Genomic DNA, 22,901 nt, shown 5'->3' on the forward strand with positions numbered 1-22,901 from the left:
ATTTCGGATTTGTTGATTGAGCTCAAACTTACGAAGTTTTTAAAACTTTGTAAGTTTTGAAGGGAAACTACTGAAGCATGAAGCCCTGTTGCTCCAGTATTTCGGCATTTTTCAATATACCGTATGTTCCAGTCTTTTTAACGGCCATTTTGTTATGGATGTGGTATTTTAGTTTCCGCGAGGCTTTATTGATTTCCTCCCAATTCCATACACTTGCCGGTCCTATAATTGAGTTGGGTAATTCATGACCAATTGCACCTTTCTCATTAAAATGCCCGATGTGTGATTTGCTAAGTACGTTCCCCTTAATTTGTCCCAGATAAAGTCGTATCAACCCCCAATCCATGGTTGAGTACCGGAACGTATGCCCTTTACAGCGCTTAGGATCAAGATTGATTTTTTCGAAAACAGGTTGCCCCTTAAACTCCGGTGACCATAAAGCGAAATTTGATCCAAAAGAGCCTCCGTTGTATAAATCAAATTTTGCGGTTATATCTGTTGCCGATGTATAACGAAGCACCTCTTCGTCATAAGCAGAATAATGATCAATAATTTGAAGTTTAGTCTCGGTCAAAATAAAATCGAGTAAGTCAATTTGGTCTTGTTTAATCGCGTAAAAGTCGTAAGTCATTCTATTCGTTTTTACATTTCGGCAAAAGTTTCTTCAGATGGAAACTCTCCTAAACTTCTATAAATTGCATTACCGCTCGCCTCGCTGTCCTTCACTGCCCATGTTGCCATTGCGTACATTACCGGCCGCAATTCCATGCCTGATTCGCTGAGCCGGTAGGTTACATGGGGCGGTACAACCGGTTTGGATTCCCTGATCAGCAGTCCGTCGGCTTCCAGTTGTTTCAGGTGCTGGATCAACATTTTTTCGGTGATGGTTGGGATAGATTTTTTTAGCTCGCTGTAACGCTTGCTTCCGGCTAAGAGGTGAAACAAAATGATCGGTTTCCAATATCCACCTATGCGTTCCATAACATAAGTTACCGGGCATTCTTTAAATGCGGCTTGTTTGTTTTCCTGTATAGTTGAGCTTTCTTTTATCGCTGTCATGGTAATACATACTTTAGGGTAAGTACTTGTAAAAAAGTAAGTGTAAAAATACCTTTGCTTTCAATAAAAACAAAAACATTATGAAAATTATAGTAACAGGTTCAACAGGCAATATAAGCAAACCTTTAACACAAACTTTAATAGCCGCAGGGCATAACGTAACAGTAATTAGCAGCAATGCCGATAAGGTAACAGAAATAGAATCATTAGGCGCTAAAGCAGCAATAGGTTCATTAGCCGATGCTGATTTCTTAACACAAACATTTACTGGTGCCGATGCGCTTTACGCCATGGTGCCGCCAAGCTTCAGTGCCGAAAGTTTAAGGGCATACCAAAACGAAACAGGTAAAAGCTATGCCGAAGCTATCAAACGCTCGGGTATAAAAAAGTAGTTGCATTAAGCAGCATAGGTGCGCATTTGGATAGCGGCGTAGGCCCTATAAAAGGCATTCACGATGTTGAAGGTGTTTTGAGCGGATTAGATGGTGTGGCCGTTAAATTTATCCGTGCACCATTCTTCTATATCAATTTTTTCAGTAATATCCCGCTTATTAAGCACCAGGGTATCCTTGGATCAAATTATCCTGCAGATGCAAGACTAATCATGGTACACCCTAAAGATATTGCAGCCGCAATAGCAGAAGAGTTGCAAAAGGATTTTATTGGTAAAAGCGTACGCTACATTGTAAGCGAAGAGTCGACACCCGGCAAGGCAGCTGCAATTTTAGGTGATGCAATCGGCAACCCTAACTTGCCATGGATTGAGTTTACTGATGAACAGCTTGCAGAAGGCTTATCACAGGCAGGCGTTCCTCCCGAAATGACCCGCAACTTTGTTGAAATGGGCACTGCGGTAAAAAGCGGAAAAATCTGGGAGGATTATGATAAGCATAGGCCTGTATCGTCCGGTAAGGTGAGTTTGCAGGATTTTGCCAGGGAGTTTGCTGCGGTATACAACGGCTAAATTTTCTCATGTAAAAGTCATTATTGCTGTGAAAGCAGTAGTTGGCCTCACCCACCCCCCACCTCAGGTGCGGGGTGTTTACTTTTTGAAGGCTTCACTTTTGGGAAATTTAGAGGTACCCACTGATTTGTACCCAGCGATGATCACTTGTGAACGATACGCTCTTCTTGTTTCCTGGTTCTTACTTTCCTGACTCGCACTTTCCGCATTGTTCCTACTTCAACAAAAAGCCTATCTTTGCGGCATGGCAGTAACCTTTGAAGATCTTAAATTTAACCGGCAAATTTTAAACGCTATAGCCGATGCCGGTTATACCGAAGCTACGCCTATTCAGCAAAAAGCTATTCCGCCGATATTGAACGGACAGGATGTAATGGGTATTGCACAAACCGGAACCGGTAAAACCGCGGCCTATGTGTTGCCCATTATCATGAAGCTTAAATATGCGCAGGGCGAACATGCCCGGGCGTTGATTATTTCGCCGACGCGTGAACTGGCCATGCAGATTGAGGAAAACATTAAAGCATTTGCCGCTTATACCGATTTACGGGTTGTTTTACTTTACGGAGGTATTGGCCCCAAAACACAAATAGAGCAGGTAAAAAAGGGTGTCGACATTATTGTGGCAACGCCCGGCCGTTTTATGGATATTTACCTTGCCGGGCATATCATGACCAAACCATTACAGGTGTTGGTGCTTGACGAGGCCGATAAAATGATGGATATGGGCTTTATGCCCCAGATAAACCGGATATTGGAAGTAGTGCCGGTGAAAAGGCAAAACCTGCTTTTTTCGGCTACCATGAGCGAGAAGGTGCACCAGCTTTCGGCTAACTTCCTGGAGTTCCCTACGGTTATTGAGGTTACGCCACAGGCTACGCCGGCGCAAACGGTTAACCAGCATTTATACCATGTGCCCAATATTAAAACCAAAATAAACCTGCTCAAAAAGTTGCTCGATAACGAAGGGGAGATTACCAAACTGATTGTTTTTTGTAAAACCCGTGCAGTGGCCGAAGACGTATTCAAATTCCTGACCCGCAAATTTGGCGAAGAGGAAGTGAAAGTGCTTCACGCCAATAAAGGGCAAAATACGCGCATCAACTCCATCAATTCATTCAAAAACGACGATGTGAAGATATTGGTGGCTACCGATGTGGCATCGCGAGGTATTGATGTGAGCGATGTAAGTCATGTGATCAATTTTGATGTACCGGTGGTGTATGAGGATTATGTACACAGGATCGGTCGTACAGGTAGAGCGCTGCAATCGGGCGAAGCCATTACTTTTGCTACACCGTCTGAAGAGTATTATATCCGCAAGATTGAGAAACTCATCAAGCAAACCATTCCCGTTGAGCGAATCCCCGACGATGTGTTTATTGAAGAAACCCCATATGAGGAAAGGCAGGACCAGGCGCGGGAAATAGATATGCAAAAGCGCAAAGAAGACCCCGATTTTAAAGGTGCCTTCCACGAAAAGAAATCCCTTAACCAGCGCAAAAAGTTTGATGCCAATAAGGATAAAGCTAAATACGGCTCAAAAGCAGCAAGGCAGGGTACAGGCCGATCATCCAAAAGCAAAAAAAGACACTAAGCTCCATCAATGAAATTCAGATTTACCCCTTTAAACTTTTTTACCGCGTTTTTGGTGGCGGTAGCAGCCTATGTTTTTATTTATGGGGCTGGTATGGCCGGACGCCCGCTTGAACATTGGGGCGGCACCATAGGTTGGATCTTTTTATTGTTTGCCTTCGTGGTTTTTGTGATTGATATGATGTTCCGCAACTTTTTTATCGAAACTAAAAAAATATGGATGGTGGAGACCTTCTTCATCGTTCTGGTTATAATTATATTCTTACTTGTTAAATAAATTTTGAAATGAAAACCGCTGAAATAAAGCTTACCGTTACGCTTGATGATAATAATGTTCCTGAGCACATTCTTTGGGAATCGACCGACTCAACCAACAAAGAAGCGTTGCCTGTAAAATCAATGATGCTTGCCCTGTGGGACCAAAGCTATAAAAATACCCTGCGCATTGACCTTTGGACAAAAGATATGCCTGTTGATGAGATGAAGCGATTTTTTTATGAAACCCTGCAAACCATGGGCGACAGCTTTTTACGTGCAACCGGCGAGAAAAATATTGTTGAAGACCTGCGCGACTATTGTGCCCACTTTGCTGATAAAATGGAAATAACACAAAAATAACAACCTAAATATGCGCCTTAGCTCAATTTTATCATTTGCAGGTTTTGCATTGCTTTTTGCTGCAACCTACTGCCCGCTGCTGCGGGTATTCCACGTAACCAGCTGGAATATTTACAAGCTTAACCAACCTTATGGGCTGGTACTGTTGTTGGTAGCTGTTGTTGGCATTATTGTATCGTTCCTTAACCAGGCTAAGATTATGCGTGTGGCGGCCTGGCTGTCGATAGTACTTGTTGTACTGTTGCTGGTTGCTGCCATTTTTAAAGTAAATTCGGCATTTAGCTTTATTCCGTTTAAAGGCATTAACAGGTTTTTAACCAGCCAGCTTAAATTTCAATGGGGTTGGTATGTGATGTTTGCCGGTCCTGTTTTGGCTTTGATCGGCGCTTTGAGCAGCCGCCCTAAAGTTTTTATCTCAAACACTACCGATACTACGACAGTAAATTAATATTCCTTGTATGTTTAATTAGCTGTAATATTAACATTACAGCTTTTTTTAAACATATTTGTAATTCAGATTAATACGGATACCTAATGTTAAAGTTTTCCTTCCGCCAGCAGGTTTTAGCTGGCTTTGTAGTATCAATCATTCTTGTTTTTGTGGTGGGCATCTTGTCTTTTAACAGCCTGCGCCAATTCGAGGAGGATAACACCTGGGTTAATCATACTCAAAGGGTGATCCGTACTTCAACAAGTTTATTGCAGGAGTTAATTAATGCCGAAACAGGCATGCGTGGTTATGGAGCTACCGCTAAAAAGGTATTTCTTGAACCGTATAATGCCGCTTTACCTAAAGTAGCCGATGACCTGGCCACGCTAAAAGACATGGTGAAGGATAACCCTGTGCAGGTAAAACGCGTCGATTCAATCAATAAGCTGGTGAAGGAGCAATTGCTGATCCTTAAAACCAATGTTGAAACGCGCGATAGCCAGGGGCTTGATTACATGGTGCAGCGCAACATGTTTGTAAATGGCAAGGAAAATATGGATCAGGTCAGAATGCTGATCGACCATATGACCAACACAGAGGAGAGATTGCTTGCCAATAGGAAAGAAAATTCGCAGGATGCATCAACCTTTGCCAAGTTCGTAATTGCATGCGGTTCGTTGGTTTTCCTGTTCATCATCCTGTTGCTGTTCTTCTACATTCAAAAAACTTTCGATCAGCAAAAGAAAATTGAGGATGAAATCAGGGTTGCTAATATTGAACTTGGAAAAGTGCTTGCCGATAACGAAGCCAAAAACTGGCTGCTCACCGGAACCGGTCAGCTGAATGAAAAAATGCAGGGCCAGCAGGTTGAAAAAGAATTATCCAATAATATATTAACCGAAGTTTGTACCTATACCAATGCCGCGGCAGGTACATTTTACCTTTATAACGAAGCAAGCAACAGGCTTGATTTTTATGCTTCATACGCGTTCCACAATCCTGATTTTGTTAAAAAGTCGGTACAAATGACCGAAGGCTGGCTTGGCCAGGTAGCTAAGGATGGTAAAGCGGCGGTTGTAAAAGGTAAACTGAACGATAAGCTTGAGCTTTCATCATCGGTATTAAAAACTGAACTGGCCGAATCATTTATCATACCTTTCTTTTTTGATAAAAAGCTTAAAGGAGTAATGGAGGTTGCTTTTAATGAAGGGATCTCGAAAAATAAATCAGAATACATTTTAGCTATCGCTAATGATATAGGTATAGCTGTTAATACATCGCAGGCGCGTACTATTATGCACGACCTGTACGAGGAAACCCAGCAGCAGGCCGAAGAGCTGGAAGCACAGCAGGAAGAACTGCGGGTTACCAATGAGGAGCTTGTTCAAAAAACTGAAGAGCTGCAGGCCTCAGAAGAAGAGCTCCGGGTACAGCAGGAAGAACTGCGTACCACCAATGCCGAACTGGAAGAAAAAGCCAGTTTGCTTGAAGAAAAAACCAGGCCATTGAACAGGCCCGCCAGGCTATCAATCTTAAGGTTGAGGAACTGGAAACCACGGGTAAATACAAATCGGAGTTTTTGGCCAACATGAGCCATGAGCTGCGCACGCCGCTTAACAGTATCCTGGTACTGGCACGGATACTTAAAGATAACAAGCCTGCCAATCTTTCTGAAGACCAGATCAAATATGCCAGCGTTATCTTCAACGCCGGTAATGACCTGCTTACTTTGATCAACGATATCCTCGACCTTTCCAAAATTGAATCGGGCAAGCTGGATATGCAAAATGAGGATATTAAAGTAAGCGATATTGTTGGCGATATGGAAATGCTGTTTGCCGAAGTAGCCAGCAACAAAAAAATTAATTATACAACAAGTATAGACAGGCAACTGCCGCAAACCATATTTACCGATAAGGTACGTATAGAGCAGGTGATCAAAAACCTGTTAAGTAACGCGTTTAAGTTTACTTCTGAAAATGGTTCTATCGCTATCAATGTAAAACCGGGTATTAAAGATAAAACCATCAGCTTTGCTATCAAAGATTCGGGGATCGGGATCCCTGCGGATAAGCAAAAAGTAATATTTGAGGCATTTCAGCAGGCCGATGGTTCAACAAGCCGTAAATATGGCGGTACCGGTTTAGGTTTATCTATAAGCCGCGAACTTGCTTTCCTTTTAGGCGGCAGCATAACCCTGAGCAGTGAGCCGGGCATAGGCAGCGAATTTGTACTTACCGTGCCTTTTGAAGCTAAATTAACACCTGCGGCCTTAATTGAAGAAGTATTGCCAACTGCCGAGACTTTTAAACCTGTAACAGAGTTCCTGAACCCGGTTAAAGCGGCCCCGCGTGAGCCCGGTAAAGAACCTTTGGTTGTAATTGTTGAGGATGATAAAAACTTTGCAAACATATTGCAGGATTATGCCCGCGATCATGGTTATAAATCAATCATGGTGTATGAGGGTACCCGGGCGGTTGAAATTGTGAAGGAAGCCAAACCTGATGCGGTGATCCTGGATATTATGCTGCCGGGTAAAGACGGCTGGCAGATTTTGAAGGAGTTAAAGAATGATGAGGATACAATGCACATACCGGTTCACCTGATGTCGGCCGGGGATGCCGCAGCAAACCGCGTACGCCGGGAAGGTGCCATCAACTTTATGAAAAAGCCTATCAATACCGAAACGCTGGATAAACTTTTTGCCGATATCATGGTACAAAGCGGCACCAGGTTTAAACAGATCCTGCTGGTTGAAGATCACAAAGCCCAAAGCCAAGCTTTGAAAGACCTTATGCAAGGCCAGGGCATCACCGTCGACCAGGCTTTTGACGGCGAATCTGCATTTAGGATGTTGCATGAAAACGAGTACCAGTGTGTGATCCTTGACCTTAACCTGCCTGATATTTCGGGCTTGGATTTGCTGGATAAGATCAAAGAGGTTGACCGCTTTGCGTCACTGCCGGTTATTATCAATACTGCAATGGAGCTTGACAAAACATCGGTTAACAGGCTAATGCATTATGCCAACGCCATGGTGGTTAAAACCAATAAATCATCCGACAGGCTGATTGATGAGGTTAACCTGTTCCTGAACAAGATAAGCGAAACGGCGATTGCCCCGGCACAACAAGCGCCATCATCGGCCAAACCTAAAACACTAACTAAAGGCAAGGATGCCATTAAAGGCAAAAAGGTGCTTATTGTTGATGACGACATGCGCAATATTTTTGCGCTGAGCAGCGCCCTGCAAAGCTATGACCTCAATGTAGAGATAGCTAATGATGGTGAAGAAGCCATAGCTAAACTTGAGGATATAAAGGATATTGACATAGTGCTCATGGATATCATGATGCCTAAAATGGATGGCTATGAGGCTACCAGGCATATCCGTAAGCAAAACAAATGGGCTAAATTACCCGTAATAGCATTAACTGCAAAAGCAATGAAAGACGACCGCGAAAAATGTATAGCGGCCGGCGCCAATGATTATATCACCAAGCCAGTTGATATGGACAGGTTGATATCGCTCATGCAGCTTTGGCTTGAAAGTTAGTTATGGATACAGAGCAGGGAATTATATCACATGCACAGGTTCATGAGCTTATTGATATTGTAAAAAAAGTTCATGGGTTTGATTTTTCGGGTTATACCAAAGCTTCATTAAAACGGAGGTTAACCCGTATTATGCTGCTCAACAAGTTTGAGTTTTATGACCTTAAACATGTGCTTATTAATGATGCAGACTTTTTTCAGAATTTCCTGGAAGAGATTACGGTTAACGTAACCGAAATGTTCCGCGATCCTTCATTCTATCGTGCGGTTAACTCACAGGTTGTTCCATATCTTTCAACTTATCAGCACGTCAAAATCTGGAGTGCAGGCTGCTCAACGGGCGAAGAGGTTTACTCTATGGCTATATTGCTGAACGAAGCTGGTTTGGGAAAAAAGTCGTTCATATACGGCACGGATATCAATACCGAGGTTTTAAAGGAGGCCCGCAAAGGGATCTACAGTTTGCGTAATATAAAAAGCTACGCGGAAAATTATCAATATACTGATTTAAAAGGTTCAATTACAGATCATTTTACCATTTTGTACGATGCCGCGTCGATACATAATGAATTAAAACAAAATACACTGTTTTCGGTACATAATTTAATATCTGATACTGTATTTAATGAGTTTCAGATGATAAGTTGCCGGAATGTTTTTATTTATTTTGAAACGTATCTGCAGGAACGGATCCTTGACCTGTTTTATAAAAGCCTTTGCCCTCTGGGCTATTTATGCCTTGGCAGTAAAGAAACTATCCGGTCAGATTCGTTTAAGAGCAAGTTTAAGGTGATCAACCAAAAAGAAAACATTTACCAAAAAGTTGGGACCTGATAAAAAGTTACTGGAAAGATGGCACGCCGCCCAGATCGTATTATTGGGCGGATCGGCAGGCTCGTTTAAAATTTTATTCCGGATCATAAAAGATCTTCCCGAAAAACTGGGAAAAACCGTAATTCTTATCATACACAGGAAAAAAATTTTTTCAGCGAAATAGAAAAACTATTTGCCGAGAACAGTCGTATGTACATGCGCGAAATTGAGGACAAGGATATTCTTAAAACGGACACTATGTATATTGCCCCGGCAAACTATCATACCTTAATTGAACGCGGCGGTTATTTTAGCCTGGATGTTTCGGAACCGGTATGGTATTCAAAACCATCAATTGACGTTACTTTTGAAAGCGCCGCCGAGGTTTATGGTGACAGGTGCATGGCGATATTGTTGTCGGGAGCTAACCAGGATGGCGCCGAGGGCCTATTAAAATTAAAGAAAAGCGGCAGCCTTACCATAGCGCAGGAGCCCGGCGACGCAGAAATGGCCGAAATGCCAAAGGCAGCTATAAATTTAGGTGCTGCTGATTATATTTTGACACAGGATGAGATTTTTAAACTTTTACTTTCATAACAATCACCACCCCCTAATTAATATTAAATGACCCCTGTTAATATTCTAATTGTTGATGACAGAGAAGAGAATATTATCGCGCTTGAAGCATTGCTTAAACGCGATGATATTAAAATGTTCTCTACTACCTCGCCAAATGAAGCCCTTAAAATTGCCTGGGAAACCAATATTGCCATTGCTTTAGTTGATGTTCAGATGCCCGAAATGGACGGCTTTGAACTGGTGGAAATGCTTAAATCAAACCCACGTACCAAAGATATCCTGGTTATTTTTGTTACAGCCATTTCAAAAGAAGCCAAGTATGCTGTTAAAGGCCTCGGTACCGGCGCTGTAGATTATCTTTACAAACCGCTCGATCCTTATATTACATCGGCCAAGGTTGATTCATTTGTACAACTGGCCCGTACCCAGGCCGAAATAAAACAAAAGAACGATGAGCTGCAGAATTATGCCATCGTTGTAAAAAACTCGGCCGATATTATAACATCGGTCGACGCGCAAAGTCTCCGCATTGACAATATCAACCCCACCGTCGAAAAGATAATGGGTTTCAGGCCTGATGAACTTATTGGCAAAAGTATTGTTGACCTGGCCATAGACGATCATAAGCCGTCGTTTCGCAAAAAATTGGGTGAAATCATAAAAGACAACCTGGGCTATGCCATTTTTGAATTTAAGTTTGAAACCTTTGATAAAAGGGTAATTTGGGTGGAGTGCCGGGCGGCATACCGTAACAAAACGATATTTATTAATATCAGCGATATTTCTCCGCAAAAAAGTTACCAGGAGCAGCTTATCAAATCAAAAGAAAGCGCGGAGTACAGCAAAAAGGTGAAAGAAACCTTTTTGGCCAATATGAGCCATGAGCTGCGTACACCGGTTAATGGCATTATAGGTATCACTTCGCTTTTGCGTAAAACAGGCCTTACCGATCAGCAAGTGGGTATGCTTGATTTGCTTGATACCTCCTCAAAATCGTTATTGGGTGTGATCAATGATGTACTTGATATCTCAAAAATTGAGGCTGGTAAATTCAGTATCATCCGTACGGCCAATAATGTTTATGACATTGTAAACTCGGTTTTTAACCTGCTTAAATTTAAAGCCGACGAAAATAATATTGAGTTTTTGCTGGATATTGAAGATGAAGTACCTGAATACCTCATGGTGGATTCATTGCGCCTGAACCAGATATTGATGAACCTGATCAGTAACGCCCTTAAGTTTACCGAAAGGGGCTATGTAAAGCTCAAGATTACCGTACTTCAAAAACACAATGAAAAGGTAAAGCTGAAATTCAGTGTTGAGGATACGGGCATCGGAATCCCGGCCGACAGGCTTAACAGCATCTTTGATTCATTTGAACAGGCCGAAGACGATACCGTAAGCAAATATGGTGGTACCGGGCTTGGGTTAACCATAGTGAAAAAGCTGGCCGAGCTAAAGGGAGGCGAACTTACCGTAAGCAGCCAGGTAGGCAGGGGTAGTACTTTTAATTTTGTATGCTGGTATACCATCACTGTTAAACCCAAAACTAAGGTAACTCCCAAAACTGATAAGATATTGCCGCCGTTTAATAACGTACGGGTGCTGGTAGCTGAAGATAACATGGTTAACCAGTTTATGCTCTCCAAAATATTAAAGGACTGGAATGTAGAGGTAGAGATGGTTGATAACGGCCGCAAGGTTATTGAGAGGCTTACCAATAAAGACTATGACATTATTTTAATGGATACCCATATGCCCGAAATGAACGGTTACCAGGCAGCTAAAACCATCAGGGTTGATTTTGAGGAGCCTAAACGGAGTATTCCCATCATATCGCTTTCGGCAGCAAGTTATGACCATGAGCAGCAGGAAGCATTATCGGCAGGGATGAACGATGTGCTTTCAAAGCCGTTTCAGCCATACCAACTGCATGAAAAAATGTCAAGGTTATTGAAGGTGGGCGTTTAAAACTCAAGCCTGGTTTGCCCAACACCCATTACCTTTGCCTCATGCTCAAGCAGCCATTTTTTGCGCCATATACCGCCTGCATAGCCGGTTAAGCTGCCATTTGAACCTATTACCCGGTGGCAGGGTACTACAACCCATAGGTTGTTACGGCCGTTGGCAGATGCTATTGCCCTTATAGCCAACGGATTGTTCATTTGGTTTGACTGCTGGGCGTAAGTAATGGTTGTTCCATAAGGGATCTGGATCAACTCGTCCCAAACCTGTTGTTGAAACTCACTGCCTTCCTGCTTTATAGGAAAAGTAAATTCCTTCCTTGTACCGGCAAAGTATTCATTTAACTCATCAATAGCAGCTTGCAGCAACGGGGTGGGAGCAGGAGCAATCTCATATTCCTCATCGCGTATCGATACTGATGCTATAAAGCCATCTTCTTCGGTAATGCGGGCAATGCCAACTGGCGTGCGGAAATAAGCTACAGGCATGGTAATTGGTATGTTATATTCAAAATTAAGCTAATTTTTTTAGCTTGTCAAATGCCCTTACTCACTCGCAGGTAATTATTACATTTGCGGTGATGAAACTTGTTAATGAAACCTGGTACCTGCTCAAAAAGGAAGTTTTGCTGGAGTGGCGGTCCAAATATGCTTTTAATGGCGTTTTGCTGTATGTGGTTTCAACGGTTTTTGTTTGTTATATCTCCCTCAACTTAAACCCCGGCTTTTCCAACAGCAGCGGTTACCCCATAGTTTGGAACGTGTTGTTCTGGATCATCATGCTGTTTGCATCGGTAAATGCCATTGCCAAAAGCTTTATGCAGGAAAGTAAAAGCCGGTTACTCTATTATTACTCCATTGCCAGCCCGCAGGCTATCATCCTGTCTAAAACAATCTATAATATTTTGCTGATGGCTTTGTTAAGCACATTGGCATTGGTGGTATTTAAAGTGTTTTTTCCCAATACTCTTGGCGACCCGCTGTATTATTTCCTGGCTGTGTTGTTGGGGAGCGTCAGTTTTTCCACCGTGTTCACCATGATCTCGGCCATTGCATCAAAGGCCGGTAACAATGGTACACTGATGGCTATATTAAGCTTTCCGGTTATTATCCCTGTTATATTGGTGCTTATTAAGTTAAGTAAAAGCGCAATGGACGGGGTAGACCGGAGTTTCTTTTACGGCAACATAGGCGTTCTGTGCGCTATTAATGCCATTGTAATAGCTACTGCCTTACTGCTTTTCCCATACCTGTGGAGGGACTAATTTGAATTGGCCGAACCGGATTTAAGAATCAAGAAACAGGCTGAATTAAAAAGATTAAAAATATAAATTCTCTAATTCAATAAATTCGGGTTCAGACATTCCCGCAACAAAAATTATACACCGGCAATTCATTAACCGTTCATAAAAAATGCGTTTTTTAGCGGATTGAAAAAACATTCTAATTTTAATTAATGCGTTTTTATTGGTTTTTGCTTATCGCGTTTATATGTCCGCTCATAGTTTCGGCACAAACCGGTACTATTACAGGTAAGGTAGTGCGGGCCGATACTAAAAGCCCGGTAGCCAATGCCAGCGTATTTTTAAATAATGCCACCTACGGTACTTCCACTGCCGAGGATGGGACCTTTACCCTGGCCGGAGTTAAACCAGGCCAATACCAGTTGGTGGTTACCGGCGTTAGCATTGAAGAATACTCCATAACGGTACTGGTTGGCCGCGAACCTGCAAAATTAAGTATCGAGGTTAATCAAAAAGTGCTGATGCTGCGCGAAGTAGTGATCAGCAGCAGCGCCGACTGGAAAAAAATTACGAACTGTTTAGGAAGGAGTTTGTTGGCGATACCGAAAATGGCAAGGAGTGTAAGGTTACTAATCCACATATTTTAAATATTATCTACCACAGGGGAAAGCAGCAATTGGAGGCCTCTGGCGATGAGTTTTTGGTGGTAGAGAACCTGGCGCTGGGCTATCGTACCAAATTTTTGTTGAAGAACTTTTTGTATGATGCTATTGAGCACACCATATCCTATTCGGGAAGTGCCCTGTTCGAGAACCTGCCCGGCAGCGCAGCGCAGAAGAAACTCTGGAAGCAGAAACGCGAACAGGCCTATTATGGATCGGCTCAGCATTTTTACCGCTCGCTTTATAAAGGAAAGTTAAAAGAAGAAGGGTTTGAAGCACACGATTTTACAAGGCAAATTAACCCTGAACGACCTGAGGAAGCGGTATTGATGCAGAAGATGAAAAAATACCGGGAAGGCCCGCGCGATTCGGCCATGCGTTATTATAACCTGTCGAAGATGACCAAATGGTACCGCGAAAACCTCGCGAAGCTGCCTTACCAGGAGTTTGAGATCTTGCGGAAAACACCACAGGATGGGATTTACGCGCTCACCTTTCCGCACTTTTTATACGTAGTATATACCAAACGCGAAGAGACTACCGAGTTTAAGGATGTTTATCACCCGCTGGATATGCCTAATTATGAAACCAGTATCATGACCAAATATTCGGGCTATATTGCATTTGATATGAACGGTATCGTAGTGTCGAGCCCAAGCCCGCTTTACGAGGGTTCATGGTCGAAGGCAAAGCTTGGCGATTTGCTGCCGGTGGATTATGAGCCGGGGGATTGATTAATTTCAGGAAGACTTTGCTTATTTCGAATTATATTTGCCGCCACCATCGCAGATATAATTCTTGTTACCATCCTTTATGAAATATATAAGCTATTTAGTGTTAGCTGTTGTTTTTGTTGCGCAGGGAGTTTCAGCACAACAAATAGTATTTAAAGACCAAAATTTAAAATCGGCTTTACTTAAAAGAGGCTATGATTTTAATAAAAACGGCGAAATAGAAGTATCCGAAATTGACACTGTGGCGAATTTAAACATTGCCAAAAGTGATATTAGGCTGTTAGATGATTTAAAATATTTTAAAAGTTTAGAAAGGGTTTATGCAATGTCTAACCAGATTGCGAACCTGGATGTGTTTTTTGACAATAATACGATTAAGGAAATTTATATCGGAGGCAATGTTCTCGGAAAAAGTTGACGCTAAAGAATCTCAGAAATTTGACCGTTTTGGCGGCGGCCCATAATGACTTGGAAACAGTCGAATTAAATGGCACTGATAGCATAAGACAACTTTATTTACAGAGCAATGCGTTTAAAAACATCAAATTGGAAAATCTGACTAATCTCAGCGTATTAGAATTAATAGATAATAAGGCGTTAAAGACCATTGACATCAGACCAAACGTTGCTCTCACTTACATTGGACTGCTTTCAACGGCTGTATCCCAATTAGATATTTCCAATAACAAATTGCTGTCAACGTTTTATGTAAGTAATACTGTGAAAGTAATAAAGAGTGCCGGTCAGGAGAATTTTAAGTCCGCACCAGTTATAAGAGAGATTCACTAAAATGTGTAATACTTTATGTTTGCCTAAACTTAGTGTCGAATCAATGAGCAAATAATTAGTTACATTTGCCTGCATAAATCATATGAAGTTTATTTATCAAACATGGTGGAAGGTTGCGGCTGTTTTGCTGGTGCTGTCTACCTTTTACACGGGCCTGGTTCTCAAAGCGCCGAGGCTGCCAATTATTCACGAAACCATCCGTAATTTGTATTTTCACGTACCCATGTGGATGGGGATGCTGACTGTTTTTGTGGTATCGGTTTATTTCAGTATTAAATACCTGCAAACGGGTAAAGAAGAGCATGACCTTGCTGCTGTTGAGAGCGTTAATACCGGGTTGCTGTTTTACACCTTAGGCCTTTTAACCGGTATGCTTTGGGCAAAATTTACCTGGGGCGAATTTTGGAGCGGCGACCCCAAACAAAACAGCGCGGCCATTGCATTTTTGTTGTACTGTGCTTATCTGGTGCTTCGTAATTCTATTGATGAGGAGCAGAAGCGGGCCAAGATTTCGGCTATCTACAATATCTTCGCTTTCCCCATCATGATTGTGCTGATATTTGTTTTGCCCCGCATGACAGATTCATTGCACCCCGGCAGCGGCGGTAACCCTGCATTTGGTAAATACGACCTTGATAACGGTATGAAGATAGCCTTTTACCCGGCTATGTTAGGCTGGAGTTTTATTGCCCTTTGGATAGCAACTATCCGTTACCGCATCCGTTTAATTGAGAATAAGAAGAACGCTATAAATTAAGATGAAGAAATTAACGCTTTTATTGCTACTGCTTACGTTTTGTACCGCTGTTTTTGCTCAGCCAGGGCAGCAGGTTGAAATGGCAGATACCCTGCGCCAGTCGGGAAAAATTTACGTGGTTGTAGCAACTATTTCCATAATTTTTGTTGGACTGGCCATTTACCTGTTTACTATAGACCGCAGATTAAAAAAAGTCGAAAACGAAAAGTAGTTCAAATAATATGTTTAAACAATTTAAACATATCATTCGTGACGGTGTTGACTGGTGTATAGGGCACACTAACTAAGAAATATTTGCAATATTGATAAAAATTGTACCAAATTTGCTCACTTTTTTAAGAGATTAATATTTATACAATAGTTATGGCTACGAATATTTTGATTGCCGACCAGGAAACACACTTCTTCAGCGACGTGTGCAAAAACTTCGATCATGCTGCCCAATTCACCAAACACGATGCAGGCCTGCTTGATCAAATTAAATCATGTAACAGTGTTTACCGCTTCCGTTTCCCCATTCGCAAGGGTAACAGTTTTGAGGTAATTGACGCCTGGCGCGTTGAGCACTCGCACCATCAGTCGCCAACCAAAGGTGGCATCCGCTACAGCGAAATGGTGAACGAGGATGAGGTAATGGCCCTCGCCGCGCTCATGACTTACAAATGTGCCATTGTTAACGTTCCGTTTGGCGGTGCCAAAGGCGGTATCAAAATAAACCCTAAAAACTACACCGTAAGCGAGCTGGAAAACATCACCCGCCGTTATACCGTTGAGTTAATCAAAAAGAATTTTATTGGCCCAAGCATTGACGTGCCTGCACCTGATTATGGATCGGGCGAGCGCGAAATGAGCTGGATTGCCGATACTTATGCTACCATGAACCCCGGTCAGTTGGATGCTATGGGCGCCGTAACCGGTAAGCCTATCGCCCTGCATGGTATTGCTGGCAGGAGGGAAGCTACCGGCCGTGGTGTGGCCATCGCTACCCGCGAGTGTGTAAGCGTTGGTGAGGATATGCAAAGGATTGGCCTGCTGCCGGGTTTATCAGGTAAAAGGGTAATTGTGCAGGGCCTTGGTAACGTAGGCTATTATTCGGCTAAGTTTTTATCCGAAATGGGTGCGATAATAGTTGGCTTATGCGAATTTGAAGGCGCTATTTATAACGAGAACGGTTTAGATATCGAGGCTGTATTTCAGCACCGTAAGGCAACCGGTTCTATTTTAGGATACGCTGCGGCAATACAGGAATTTGCCAATACCATGGAAGGCCTTGAGCAGCCGTGCGATATCCTGGTACCGGCAGCCCTTGAAAACCAGATCACCGAAACAAACATCCGCAACATACAAGCTAAAATTATTGTTGAGGGCGCTAACGGCCCAACCTCACCCGAAGCTGAAGCTATATTTTACGCCAATGGTGGGATGATAGTTCCGGATATGTTTGCCAATGCCGGCGGTGTTACCGTATCATATTTTGAATGGTTGAAAAACCTGAGCCACGTAGCTTTCGGCCGTATGAACCGCAGGTTTGAAGAGAATTCAAATCTTAACCTGGTAAACATGGTTGAAGGGATTACCGGGGTAGCTTTAACTCCGGTACAGCGCTCAACCATTATCAAAGGTGCATCAGAGCTTGAACTGGTAAATTCAGGACTGGAAGATACCATGATCCGCTCATACCACGAGATCAGGGAGATCTATAAAAGCAATCCTGAGATTGGCACCCTGCGTAACGCGGCCATGGTTGGCGCAATCAATAAAATAGCGGTATCGTACCAAAATTTAGGTATCTGGCCATAATTAAGGATTTAATAGTTTCGATATATAGCGAGGTGGGTTTGAAAAAGCTTACCTCGTTTTTGTTTTTAATTATGCCGCGATAGGGATCGCAGCGGATACCGGCCAATGAGCGTAGAGCCCGGGCCGAAGGCATCGCCATAATAGTTTCAGAACTCGCATTAAACTAATTTCAAGAATTTCTTCGCTTTTCGCAAAAGCACGTTTAATAGATAAGCACAAGTATTAACATTCGACCAATTCTTAAAATTCATCAAATTCGAGTTCTGACGTTTCTATTAAGAATGATTCTAAATAATACATATGTCTTGTAATAAACATTATTCGCTGCACGTTTTGTATTTTTGCAAATCGTTATTTTAATAATATAAACCGCAGATGAAAAAAAGTGCAATTTTTGGTCTTGTTGTTATCGCTATAGCCATAGCGGTTATCATAAGTGTTTATTCAAGCTCAAGCACCTATGCAACCTTTGCCGAAGCGCAGCAAACCAGCAGCGAACTGCATGTAATAGGCCACTTCAGCAAGGGAAAGGAAATGGTTTATGACGCTGCTAAGGACGCCAATTATTTTTCATTTTATATGAAAGATAATAAAGGCGAAGAGCGTAAAGTTGTTTTTACCGGTACCAAACCGGAAGACTTTGAGCGTTCGGAGCAACTGGTACTTACCGGCCAGATGGTTGGCAGCGAGTTTCATGCATCAAAGATCCTGATGAAATGTCCTTCCAAATACACGCAGGATAAGTTAGAAGTTACAGAAGCGAAGGCTAAACAAGCCAGCATTTAATCATTTTTGATGAATACAGTTTTTAAGGGCGAACACCTTTTACCGGGACAAATCGGCCAGTTTTTTATTGTTCTTTCGTTTGGTGCAGCCCTGCTGTCATTCATAAGTTACTATTTTGCTACTACAGATGATGCCGGTAAGGCCGACAGCAGCTGGCAGCGTTTAGGACGTTTAGGTTTTTACGTAAATTCCATCTCTATTTTAGGAATGGGCACCTGCCTGTTCTATGTGCTTTATAATCATTATTTCGAATATCATTACGCCTGGGCCTATACCTCGCGTTCGCTGCCCGTTTATTACCTGGTATCGGGTTTCTGGAACGGACAGGAGGGCGGCTTTTTGCTTTGGGCCTTTTGGCAGGCCGTTTTAGGTAATGTACTTATTGCAAGGGCTAAATCATGGGAGCGCCCGGTGATGACTGTTGTTGCCCTGTCGCAGGTTATTCTGGGAACCATGGTACTTGGGATCGATATTTTCGGTCAGCGGATAGGCAGCTCGCCATTCTTGTTGTTGCGTAATTCAGGTATCGAAGCGCCTATATTCTCGCAGCCAAACTACCTCGACTTTATAAAAGACGGGCAAGGAATGAACCCATCGCTGCAAAATTACTGGATGGTTATTCACCCGCCTACCTTGTTCCTGGGTTTTGCATCTATTATAGTTCCGTTTGCTTACGCGGTTGCCGGGCTTTGGCAAAAGCGATATAAAGAATGGGTACAGCCCGCTATATCATACGCCTTGTTTGGTTCTATGATATTGGGTACCGGTGTGATCATGGGCTCGTTCTGGGCATATGAGTCGTTAAACTTCGGTGGCTTTTGGGCCTGGGACCCGGTTGAGAACGGTTCGATATTTCCGTGGTTAACAATGGTTGCGGCATTGCACGTACTTATCGTATTTAAAAATACAGGCCACTCATATTTTACAGCTACACTGCTGGTATTGCTGAGTTTTGTACTGGTATGGTATACTTCATTCCTTTCAAGAAGCGGTATTTTGGGTGAAAGCTCTGTGCATGCTTTTACCGATTTAGGTATGTTTTGGCAGCTGGTTATCGGCATCCTGATATTCCTTGTTTTATCTGTTTGGGTTTTGGTATGGCGATGGAAAGAACTGCCTATCACCAAAAAAGATGAAGAAACGTACTCGCGTGAGTTTTGGATGTTCGTAGGTTCAGTATTTTTAGGGTTATCTTGCTTCCACCTTATTGTAGTAACATCGGTGCCTGTATGGAATGCCATGTTTGGTACCAAGATTGCACCTCCTTCTGATGCTGTTAAACATTATAATGTGATCCAGTCGTCATTTGCGTTTGTGGTGACTTTACTTACCGGTTTTACGCAATTCCTGAAATATAAAAAGACTGATATTACCCGGTTTTTCATTACTACAGGCGTTTACCTTTTGTTTGCCATATTGGTAACGGCGCTTGTTGTTTACTTAACCGGTGTTTATCGCCTTAACTTCGTGTTCAATTTGGTGATGTGCGGTTCGGTTTATTCGGTTATTGCCAATGCCAAAGTATTGGTTGATGCTTTTAAAGGTAAGTTCAAGCTGGCCGGTTCGGCAGTGGCGCATTTAGGTTTTGGTTTGCTAATGGTTGGCGCGGTGATAGCGGCAGGTACCAGCAAAGTGGTTTCTGAAAATGCAAGCGGTGTGGTTAATGTGCAGGGCTTTGATGCCAAAGCAGGTAACGCCCGCGAAAATATCATGATCTATAAAAACACCCCGGTAAAAATGGGCGATTATACAGTTACCTATCTTGGCGACTCCATTTCATCACCTTACCATTTTTACAGGGTTGATTATAAAAAGTTTGACGCCAATGGTAAACTGCTTGAAAACTTTGTGCTTAAACCCAAAGTGCAGGCCAGCCGTGATGCGGGAATGTCTTCATCGCCTGACACCAAGCATTATTTATTAAATGACCTTTATACTCACGTTACCGCTATACCAAGCGAAGGTTTTGCCATGCAGGGCGAGGCCGGGCATGACGAAGGTAACGATGATAAAAACTACGATGAGCCTGTAGCACACGAAGTTGCCATTGGCGATACCATCAGGTACCGCGACGGCTTCATGCTGGTTAAATCATTAAACAAACAGGCTACGGTGCAAAATATCCCGCTTACAGCCAACGATGTGGCTATCGGCGCCAATATTGAAGTTCATGCGCATGATGGCAAGGTGTATACTGCCGAACCTGTGTTCATGATCAGGGGCGGTAACGTGTTTGATTTTGCCCGCAAGGTTGAGGATGCCGGATTAAAACTGCGTTTCTCAAGGATCAACCCCGAAAATAAAAAAGTAGAAATCACTGTTTACCAGCAGCCGCAAAACAAACGCCCATGGATTGTGATGCGCGCTATCAGCTTCCCGTATATCAACTTCTTCTGGAGCGGTACTATCATTATGGTGATTGGCTTTTTGCTTTCTATCCAAAGGCGTAATAAAGAACTTAAAACCGTTTAATTTCTGTTAGATGGATTTAACCGGGCACCGGTATAATATTGATCATGACGGGTTCACCGTTATTGATGATATTTATACCAGTGCCGAAATTAATGCCATTATTAACATTATCGAATCGGCCGACAGGTCGGGGCCGTTGTTCCGGCAAACTGATGATGTATTTGCCATAAGGCAATTTTTAAAGGCTGTTCCGGATGTTTCCCCTCTTTTATTGAATGACAGGTTAAAAAACGTTATCTCCAATGTTTTTGGCGATGGCTACTTTGTTGTAAAATCCATCTATTTTGATAAACCGGGATCGTCCAACTGGTTTGTAGCCTGGCACCAGGATTTGACCATCTCGGTGGATAGGAAAATTGATATAGCGGGTTACGGCCCCTGGACGGCTAAGCAAAATCAGTTTGCTGTGCAGCCTCCGCTTTATGTTTTGCAGGATAATTTCACTGTCCGCATTCATCTGGATGACACCAATGAAAATAATGGTGCATTGAAAGTATTGCCCGGTTCACACCTTAAAGAAATTTATCGCCCCGAAAACATCGACTGGCAGCAAGAAACTGAAGTAAGCTGCAATGTACAGGCCGGTAGTATCATGATCATGCGGCCGTTGCTCATGCACGCCTCAAGCCGAACCACCAATAACAAAAAGCGTAGGGTAGCACATATTGAGTTTAGCAGGGCAACGCTTGCTGATGAGATTGATTGGGCGGAAAAAGCTTAGGTGGAGTATACTAAGGTTAAAACCGGCGCGGAGCTGCTGATAACATCTGTAATATCATCATTACTACAGATAAGATAATGGACAAGTCCCGCTTCATTGTAAATGCTGTGTGTTTCCTCTTTAATCCATCTTAAATATTGAGTATCTGTAGAATAATTTATTCCGTTTTGAAATTTATCATTGTAAATGGAATTGATTCTGAATGATTCATTTGTGTTTCTGAATGAGAAATGAGTTTTAAACGTGACTTTTAAAATAGGGTCATTTTCGTTTATACTTTTTAAAGTGATCGTGAGACCTTCGTCGTTATAGCTTATATTATCCAGGTATTTATCCTTAGCGATAGAGTTACCTTGTTCCCATACATTAAATTCGTCGGCCATATAGTTTATTACCCCTTCAAAAACGAAAGGATTTTAGCATTTACGGTGTCGGCCTTTTCAATCATGGGTAAATGTGCTGCGCCATCAACAGGGAAAAAGTCGGTCTTCAATACACTACGGATGGAATCACTAAAACGTAGGGGTAGAGTTTTATCAGCTTTGCCCCATATCAGTAATACGCTTTTGCCTGCACTGTTGAGGCAGGTATTGCTTTCACGACCATTTTGATTGTAATTGTACAGGGTTGAAACCAGCGCGTTTCTAAACCCCTTATACTCCATTTGCGGGAGGTAGCGGTTTACCCATTCGGGATGGTTTCTCGGATAAAGAAAATCGGTTGTTTGTCCTTTTGCTCTTTCGTCGGAGTTCACGGCTTCGTTATAAAGTGTGAAATATTGCGGAGCTACCGGCTTTTTTGTTCATATACCGGGTCAACAAGGATTACTTTATTAACCAGAGCGGGGTGGCTACAGGTAAAGTTTGTAATTACTGCGCCACCAAATGATACGCCAGCCAAATTTACTTTGTGTCCTAATTTAAGCTGATTGATGAGGTCAAGGATTTGCGTGTTGTAGAGTTCCTGAGTGTAAGGAACATCGGGCCTGTCTGAATAACCACGGCCATACATATCATAGCGTAATACCCGGTATCCTTTTTTATCAAAAAATCGTACGTTGGGTCCCAGATATAATAAGGTACGCTAAAACCGTGAACAAGTATAACAACCTGGGCACTATCAGGGCCTTCGAGCTGGTAATGGGTTACGCCCTGACTTAATTTGATGAAGTTGCCGGGAACGTTTTTGCGGCTGGTATCGGTTAAGGTTTTGGTTTCTTTATTGTTATATCTATAGAAGCCGTATAGTATTAATGACGCGGCCCCGACAAGAAATATCACAATTATAATGCTTACTTTAAGTATTTTCATGCGGTATTAGATGTTGGTTTCTAAAATACAGAAATATTTATACTA

General features: G+C 42.5%; 28 protein-coding genes. 21 read left to right on the top strand and 7 right to left on the bottom strand.

Annotated elements, in window-relative coordinates; genetic code table 11:
- Positions 1–67: 67 nt before the first annotated feature.
- Positions 68–631 (bottom strand): hypothetical protein, encoded by a 564-nt coding sequence (locus tag ACQ86K_RS09100; protein ID WP_091171361.1) that lies wholly within the window; start codon positions 629–631, stop codon positions 68–70.
- 11 nt (positions 632–642) lie between these two features.
- Positions 643–1,059, bottom strand: a complete 417-nt coding sequence (locus ACQ86K_RS09105; protein ID WP_091171363.1) for a winged helix-turn-helix transcriptional regulator — start codon at positions 1,057–1,059, stop codon at positions 643–645.
- An 80-nt stretch (positions 1,060–1,139) separates the two neighbouring features.
- On the opposite strand from ACQ86K_RS09105, the gene ACQ86K_RS09110 reads away from it, so the two are divergent.
- The 11 genes from ACQ86K_RS09110 (at position 1,140) to ACQ86K_RS09160 (ending at position 11,588) form a co-directional block, all read left to right on the top strand.
- Positions 1,140–1,451 (top strand): NAD(P)H-binding protein, encoded by a 312-nt coding sequence (locus ACQ86K_RS09110; RefSeq protein WP_431200223.1) that lies wholly within the window; start codon positions 1,140–1,142, stop codon positions 1,449–1,451.
- A 26-nt stretch (positions 1,452–1,477) separates the two neighbouring features.
- Positions 1,478–2,023, top strand: coding sequence for a hypothetical protein (locus ACQ86K_RS09115; RefSeq protein ID WP_431200224.1), 546 nt, complete (start codon positions 1,478–1,480; stop codon positions 2,021–2,023).
- A 244-nt stretch (positions 2,024–2,267) separates the two neighbouring features.
- Complete coding sequence (locus ACQ86K_RS09120) at positions 2,268–3,620, top strand: DEAD/DEAH box helicase (RefSeq protein WP_091171370.1); 1,353 nt, start codon at positions 2,268–2,270, stop codon at positions 3,618–3,620.
- A gap of 9 nt (positions 3,621–3,629) precedes the next feature.
- Positions 3,630–3,896 (top strand): hypothetical protein, encoded by a 267-nt coding sequence (locus ACQ86K_RS09125; RefSeq protein ID WP_091171373.1) that lies wholly within the window; start codon positions 3,630–3,632, stop codon positions 3,894–3,896.
- Between the two features lie 8 nt (positions 3,897–3,904).
- Entirely contained in the window at positions 3,905–4,237 is a 333-nt protein-coding gene (gene gldC, locus ACQ86K_RS09130) for a gliding motility protein GldC (RefSeq protein WP_090524371.1), read from the top strand.
- A gap of 10 nt (positions 4,238–4,247) precedes the next feature.
- A complete protein-coding gene (locus tag ACQ86K_RS09135) occupies positions 4,248–4,685 on the top strand; it encodes a hypothetical protein (protein ID WP_091171377.1) in 438 nt (145 codons plus the stop codon).
- A gap of 86 nt (positions 4,686–4,771) precedes the next feature.
- The gene (locus ACQ86K_RS09140) at positions 4,772–6,259 is read left to right on the top strand and encodes a CHASE3 domain-containing protein (RefSeq protein WP_431200225.1); all 1,488 of its coding nucleotides are present in this window, start codon (positions 4,772–4,774) and stop codon (positions 6,257–6,259) included.
- Complete coding sequence (locus tag ACQ86K_RS09145; protein WP_431200226.1) at positions 6,256–8,223, top strand: response regulator; 1,968 nt, start codon at positions 6,256–6,258, stop codon at positions 8,221–8,223. The genes ACQ86K_RS09140 and ACQ86K_RS09145 overlap by 4 nt, the downstream gene beginning before the upstream one ends.
- 2 nt (positions 8,224–8,225) lie before the next feature.
- A complete protein-coding gene (locus ACQ86K_RS09150; RefSeq protein WP_176844517.1) occupies positions 8,226–9,056 on the top strand; it encodes a CheR family methyltransferase in 831 nt (276 codons plus the stop codon).
- 75 nt (positions 9,057–9,131) lie between these two features.
- Positions 9,132–9,632, top strand: coding sequence for a chemotaxis protein CheB (locus ACQ86K_RS09155; RefSeq protein ID WP_431200823.1), 501 nt, complete (start codon positions 9,132–9,134; stop codon positions 9,630–9,632).
- A gap of 27 nt (positions 9,633–9,659) precedes the next feature.
- The gene (locus tag ACQ86K_RS09160) at positions 9,660–11,588 is read left to right on the top strand and encodes a hybrid sensor histidine kinase/response regulator (RefSeq protein WP_129567545.1); all 1,929 of its coding nucleotides are present in this window, start codon (positions 9,660–9,662) and stop codon (positions 11,586–11,588) included.
- On the opposite strand, the gene ACQ86K_RS09165 is transcribed toward ACQ86K_RS09160, so the two are convergent.
- The gene (locus tag ACQ86K_RS09165) at positions 11,585–12,070 is read right to left on the bottom strand and encodes a methylated-DNA--[protein]-cysteine S-methyltransferase (RefSeq protein WP_091171391.1); all 486 of its coding nucleotides are present in this window, start codon (positions 12,068–12,070) and stop codon (positions 11,585–11,587) included. The two genes, ACQ86K_RS09160 and ACQ86K_RS09165, sit on opposite strands and share 4 nt — an antisense overlap.
- A 92-nt stretch (positions 12,071–12,162) precedes the next feature.
- Here ACQ86K_RS09165 and ACQ86K_RS09170 point away from each other — a divergent pair, with 92 nt between their 5' ends.
- The 10 genes from ACQ86K_RS09170 (at position 12,163) to ACQ86K_RS09215 (ending at position 21,546) form a co-directional block, all read left to right on the top strand.
- Positions 12,163–12,846 (top strand): heme exporter protein CcmB, encoded by a 684-nt coding sequence (locus tag ACQ86K_RS09170; RefSeq protein WP_091171395.1) that lies wholly within the window; start codon positions 12,163–12,165, stop codon positions 12,844–12,846.
- A gap of 191 nt (positions 12,847–13,037) precedes the next feature.
- Positions 13,038–13,472 (top strand): carboxypeptidase-like regulatory domain-containing protein, encoded by a 435-nt coding sequence (locus ACQ86K_RS09175; protein ID WP_431200227.1) that lies wholly within the window; start codon positions 13,038–13,040, stop codon positions 13,470–13,472.
- A 29-nt stretch (positions 13,473–13,501) separates the two neighbouring features.
- Positions 13,502–14,221, top strand: a complete 720-nt coding sequence (locus ACQ86K_RS09180) for a hypothetical protein (RefSeq protein ID WP_431200228.1) — start codon at positions 13,502–13,504, stop codon at positions 14,219–14,221.
- 79 nt (positions 14,222–14,300) lie between these two features.
- Complete coding sequence (locus tag ACQ86K_RS09185; RefSeq protein WP_431200229.1) at positions 14,301–14,639, top strand: hypothetical protein; 339 nt, start codon at positions 14,301–14,303, stop codon at positions 14,637–14,639.
- Between the two features lie 453 nt (positions 14,640–15,092).
- Entirely contained in the window at positions 15,093–15,767 is a 675-nt protein-coding gene (gene ccsA, locus ACQ86K_RS09190; RefSeq protein ID WP_426589359.1) for a cytochrome c biogenesis protein CcsA, read from the top strand.
- A gap of 1 nt (position 15,768) precedes the next feature.
- Complete coding sequence (locus ACQ86K_RS09195) at positions 15,769–15,978, top strand: CcmD family protein (protein WP_091171407.1); 210 nt, start codon at positions 15,769–15,771, stop codon at positions 15,976–15,978.
- 152 nt (positions 15,979–16,130) lie between these two features.
- Positions 16,131–17,567, top strand: coding sequence for a Glu/Leu/Phe/Val family dehydrogenase (locus ACQ86K_RS09200; RefSeq protein WP_091171410.1), 1,437 nt, complete (start codon positions 16,131–16,133; stop codon positions 17,565–17,567).
- A gap of 375 nt (positions 17,568–17,942) precedes the next feature.
- Positions 17,943–18,353 carry a cytochrome c maturation protein CcmE gene (locus ACQ86K_RS09205; RefSeq protein WP_091171412.1) on the top strand — a complete coding sequence of 137 codons (411 nt, stop codon included), beginning with the start codon at positions 17,943–17,945 and terminating at the stop codon, positions 18,351–18,353.
- Between the two features lie 9 nt (positions 18,354–18,362).
- A complete protein-coding gene (gene ccsA / locus ACQ86K_RS09210) occupies positions 18,363–20,825 on the top strand; it encodes a cytochrome c biogenesis protein CcsA (protein WP_091171415.1) in 2,463 nt (820 codons plus the stop codon).
- A 10-nt stretch (positions 20,826–20,835) separates the two neighbouring features.
- Positions 20,836–21,546 carry a phytanoyl-CoA dioxygenase family protein gene (locus tag ACQ86K_RS09215; RefSeq protein ID WP_091171418.1) on the top strand — a complete coding sequence of 237 codons (711 nt, stop codon included), beginning with the start codon at positions 20,836–20,838 and terminating at the stop codon, positions 21,544–21,546.
- On the opposite strand, the gene ACQ86K_RS09220 is transcribed toward ACQ86K_RS09215, so the two are convergent.
- The 4 genes from ACQ86K_RS09220 to ACQ86K_RS09235 are packed head-to-tail and all read right to left on the bottom strand — an operon-like array spanning position 21,543 to position 22,856.
- Positions 21,543–21,929, bottom strand: a complete 387-nt coding sequence (locus tag ACQ86K_RS09220; RefSeq protein ID WP_091171420.1) for a hypothetical protein — start codon at positions 21,927–21,929, stop codon at positions 21,543–21,545. The genes ACQ86K_RS09215 and ACQ86K_RS09220 overlap by 4 nt on opposite strands.
- Positions 21,930–21,937: 8 nt before the next feature.
- Positions 21,938–22,300 carry an alpha/beta fold hydrolase gene (locus tag ACQ86K_RS09225; protein WP_431200230.1) on the bottom strand — a complete coding sequence of 121 codons (363 nt, stop codon included), beginning with the start codon at positions 22,298–22,300 and terminating at the stop codon, positions 21,938–21,940.
- A 32-nt stretch (positions 22,301–22,332) separates the two neighbouring features.
- Positions 22,333–22,557, bottom strand: a complete 225-nt coding sequence (locus tag ACQ86K_RS09230) for an alpha/beta fold hydrolase (protein WP_431200231.1) — start codon at positions 22,555–22,557, stop codon at positions 22,333–22,335.
- Positions 22,461–22,856 (bottom strand): hypothetical protein, encoded by a 396-nt coding sequence (locus tag ACQ86K_RS09235; RefSeq protein ID WP_431200990.1) that lies wholly within the window; start codon positions 22,854–22,856, stop codon positions 22,461–22,463. Before ACQ86K_RS09235 ends, ACQ86K_RS09230 begins: the two co-directional genes overlap by 97 nt.
- Positions 22,857–22,901 lie beyond the last annotated feature (45 nt).

The sequence above is a fragment of the Mucilaginibacter sp. P19 genome (genome assembly GCF_050632265.1).
Classification (GTDB): Bacteria; Bacteroidota; Bacteroidia; order Sphingobacteriales; family Sphingobacteriaceae; genus Mucilaginibacter; species Mucilaginibacter gossypii.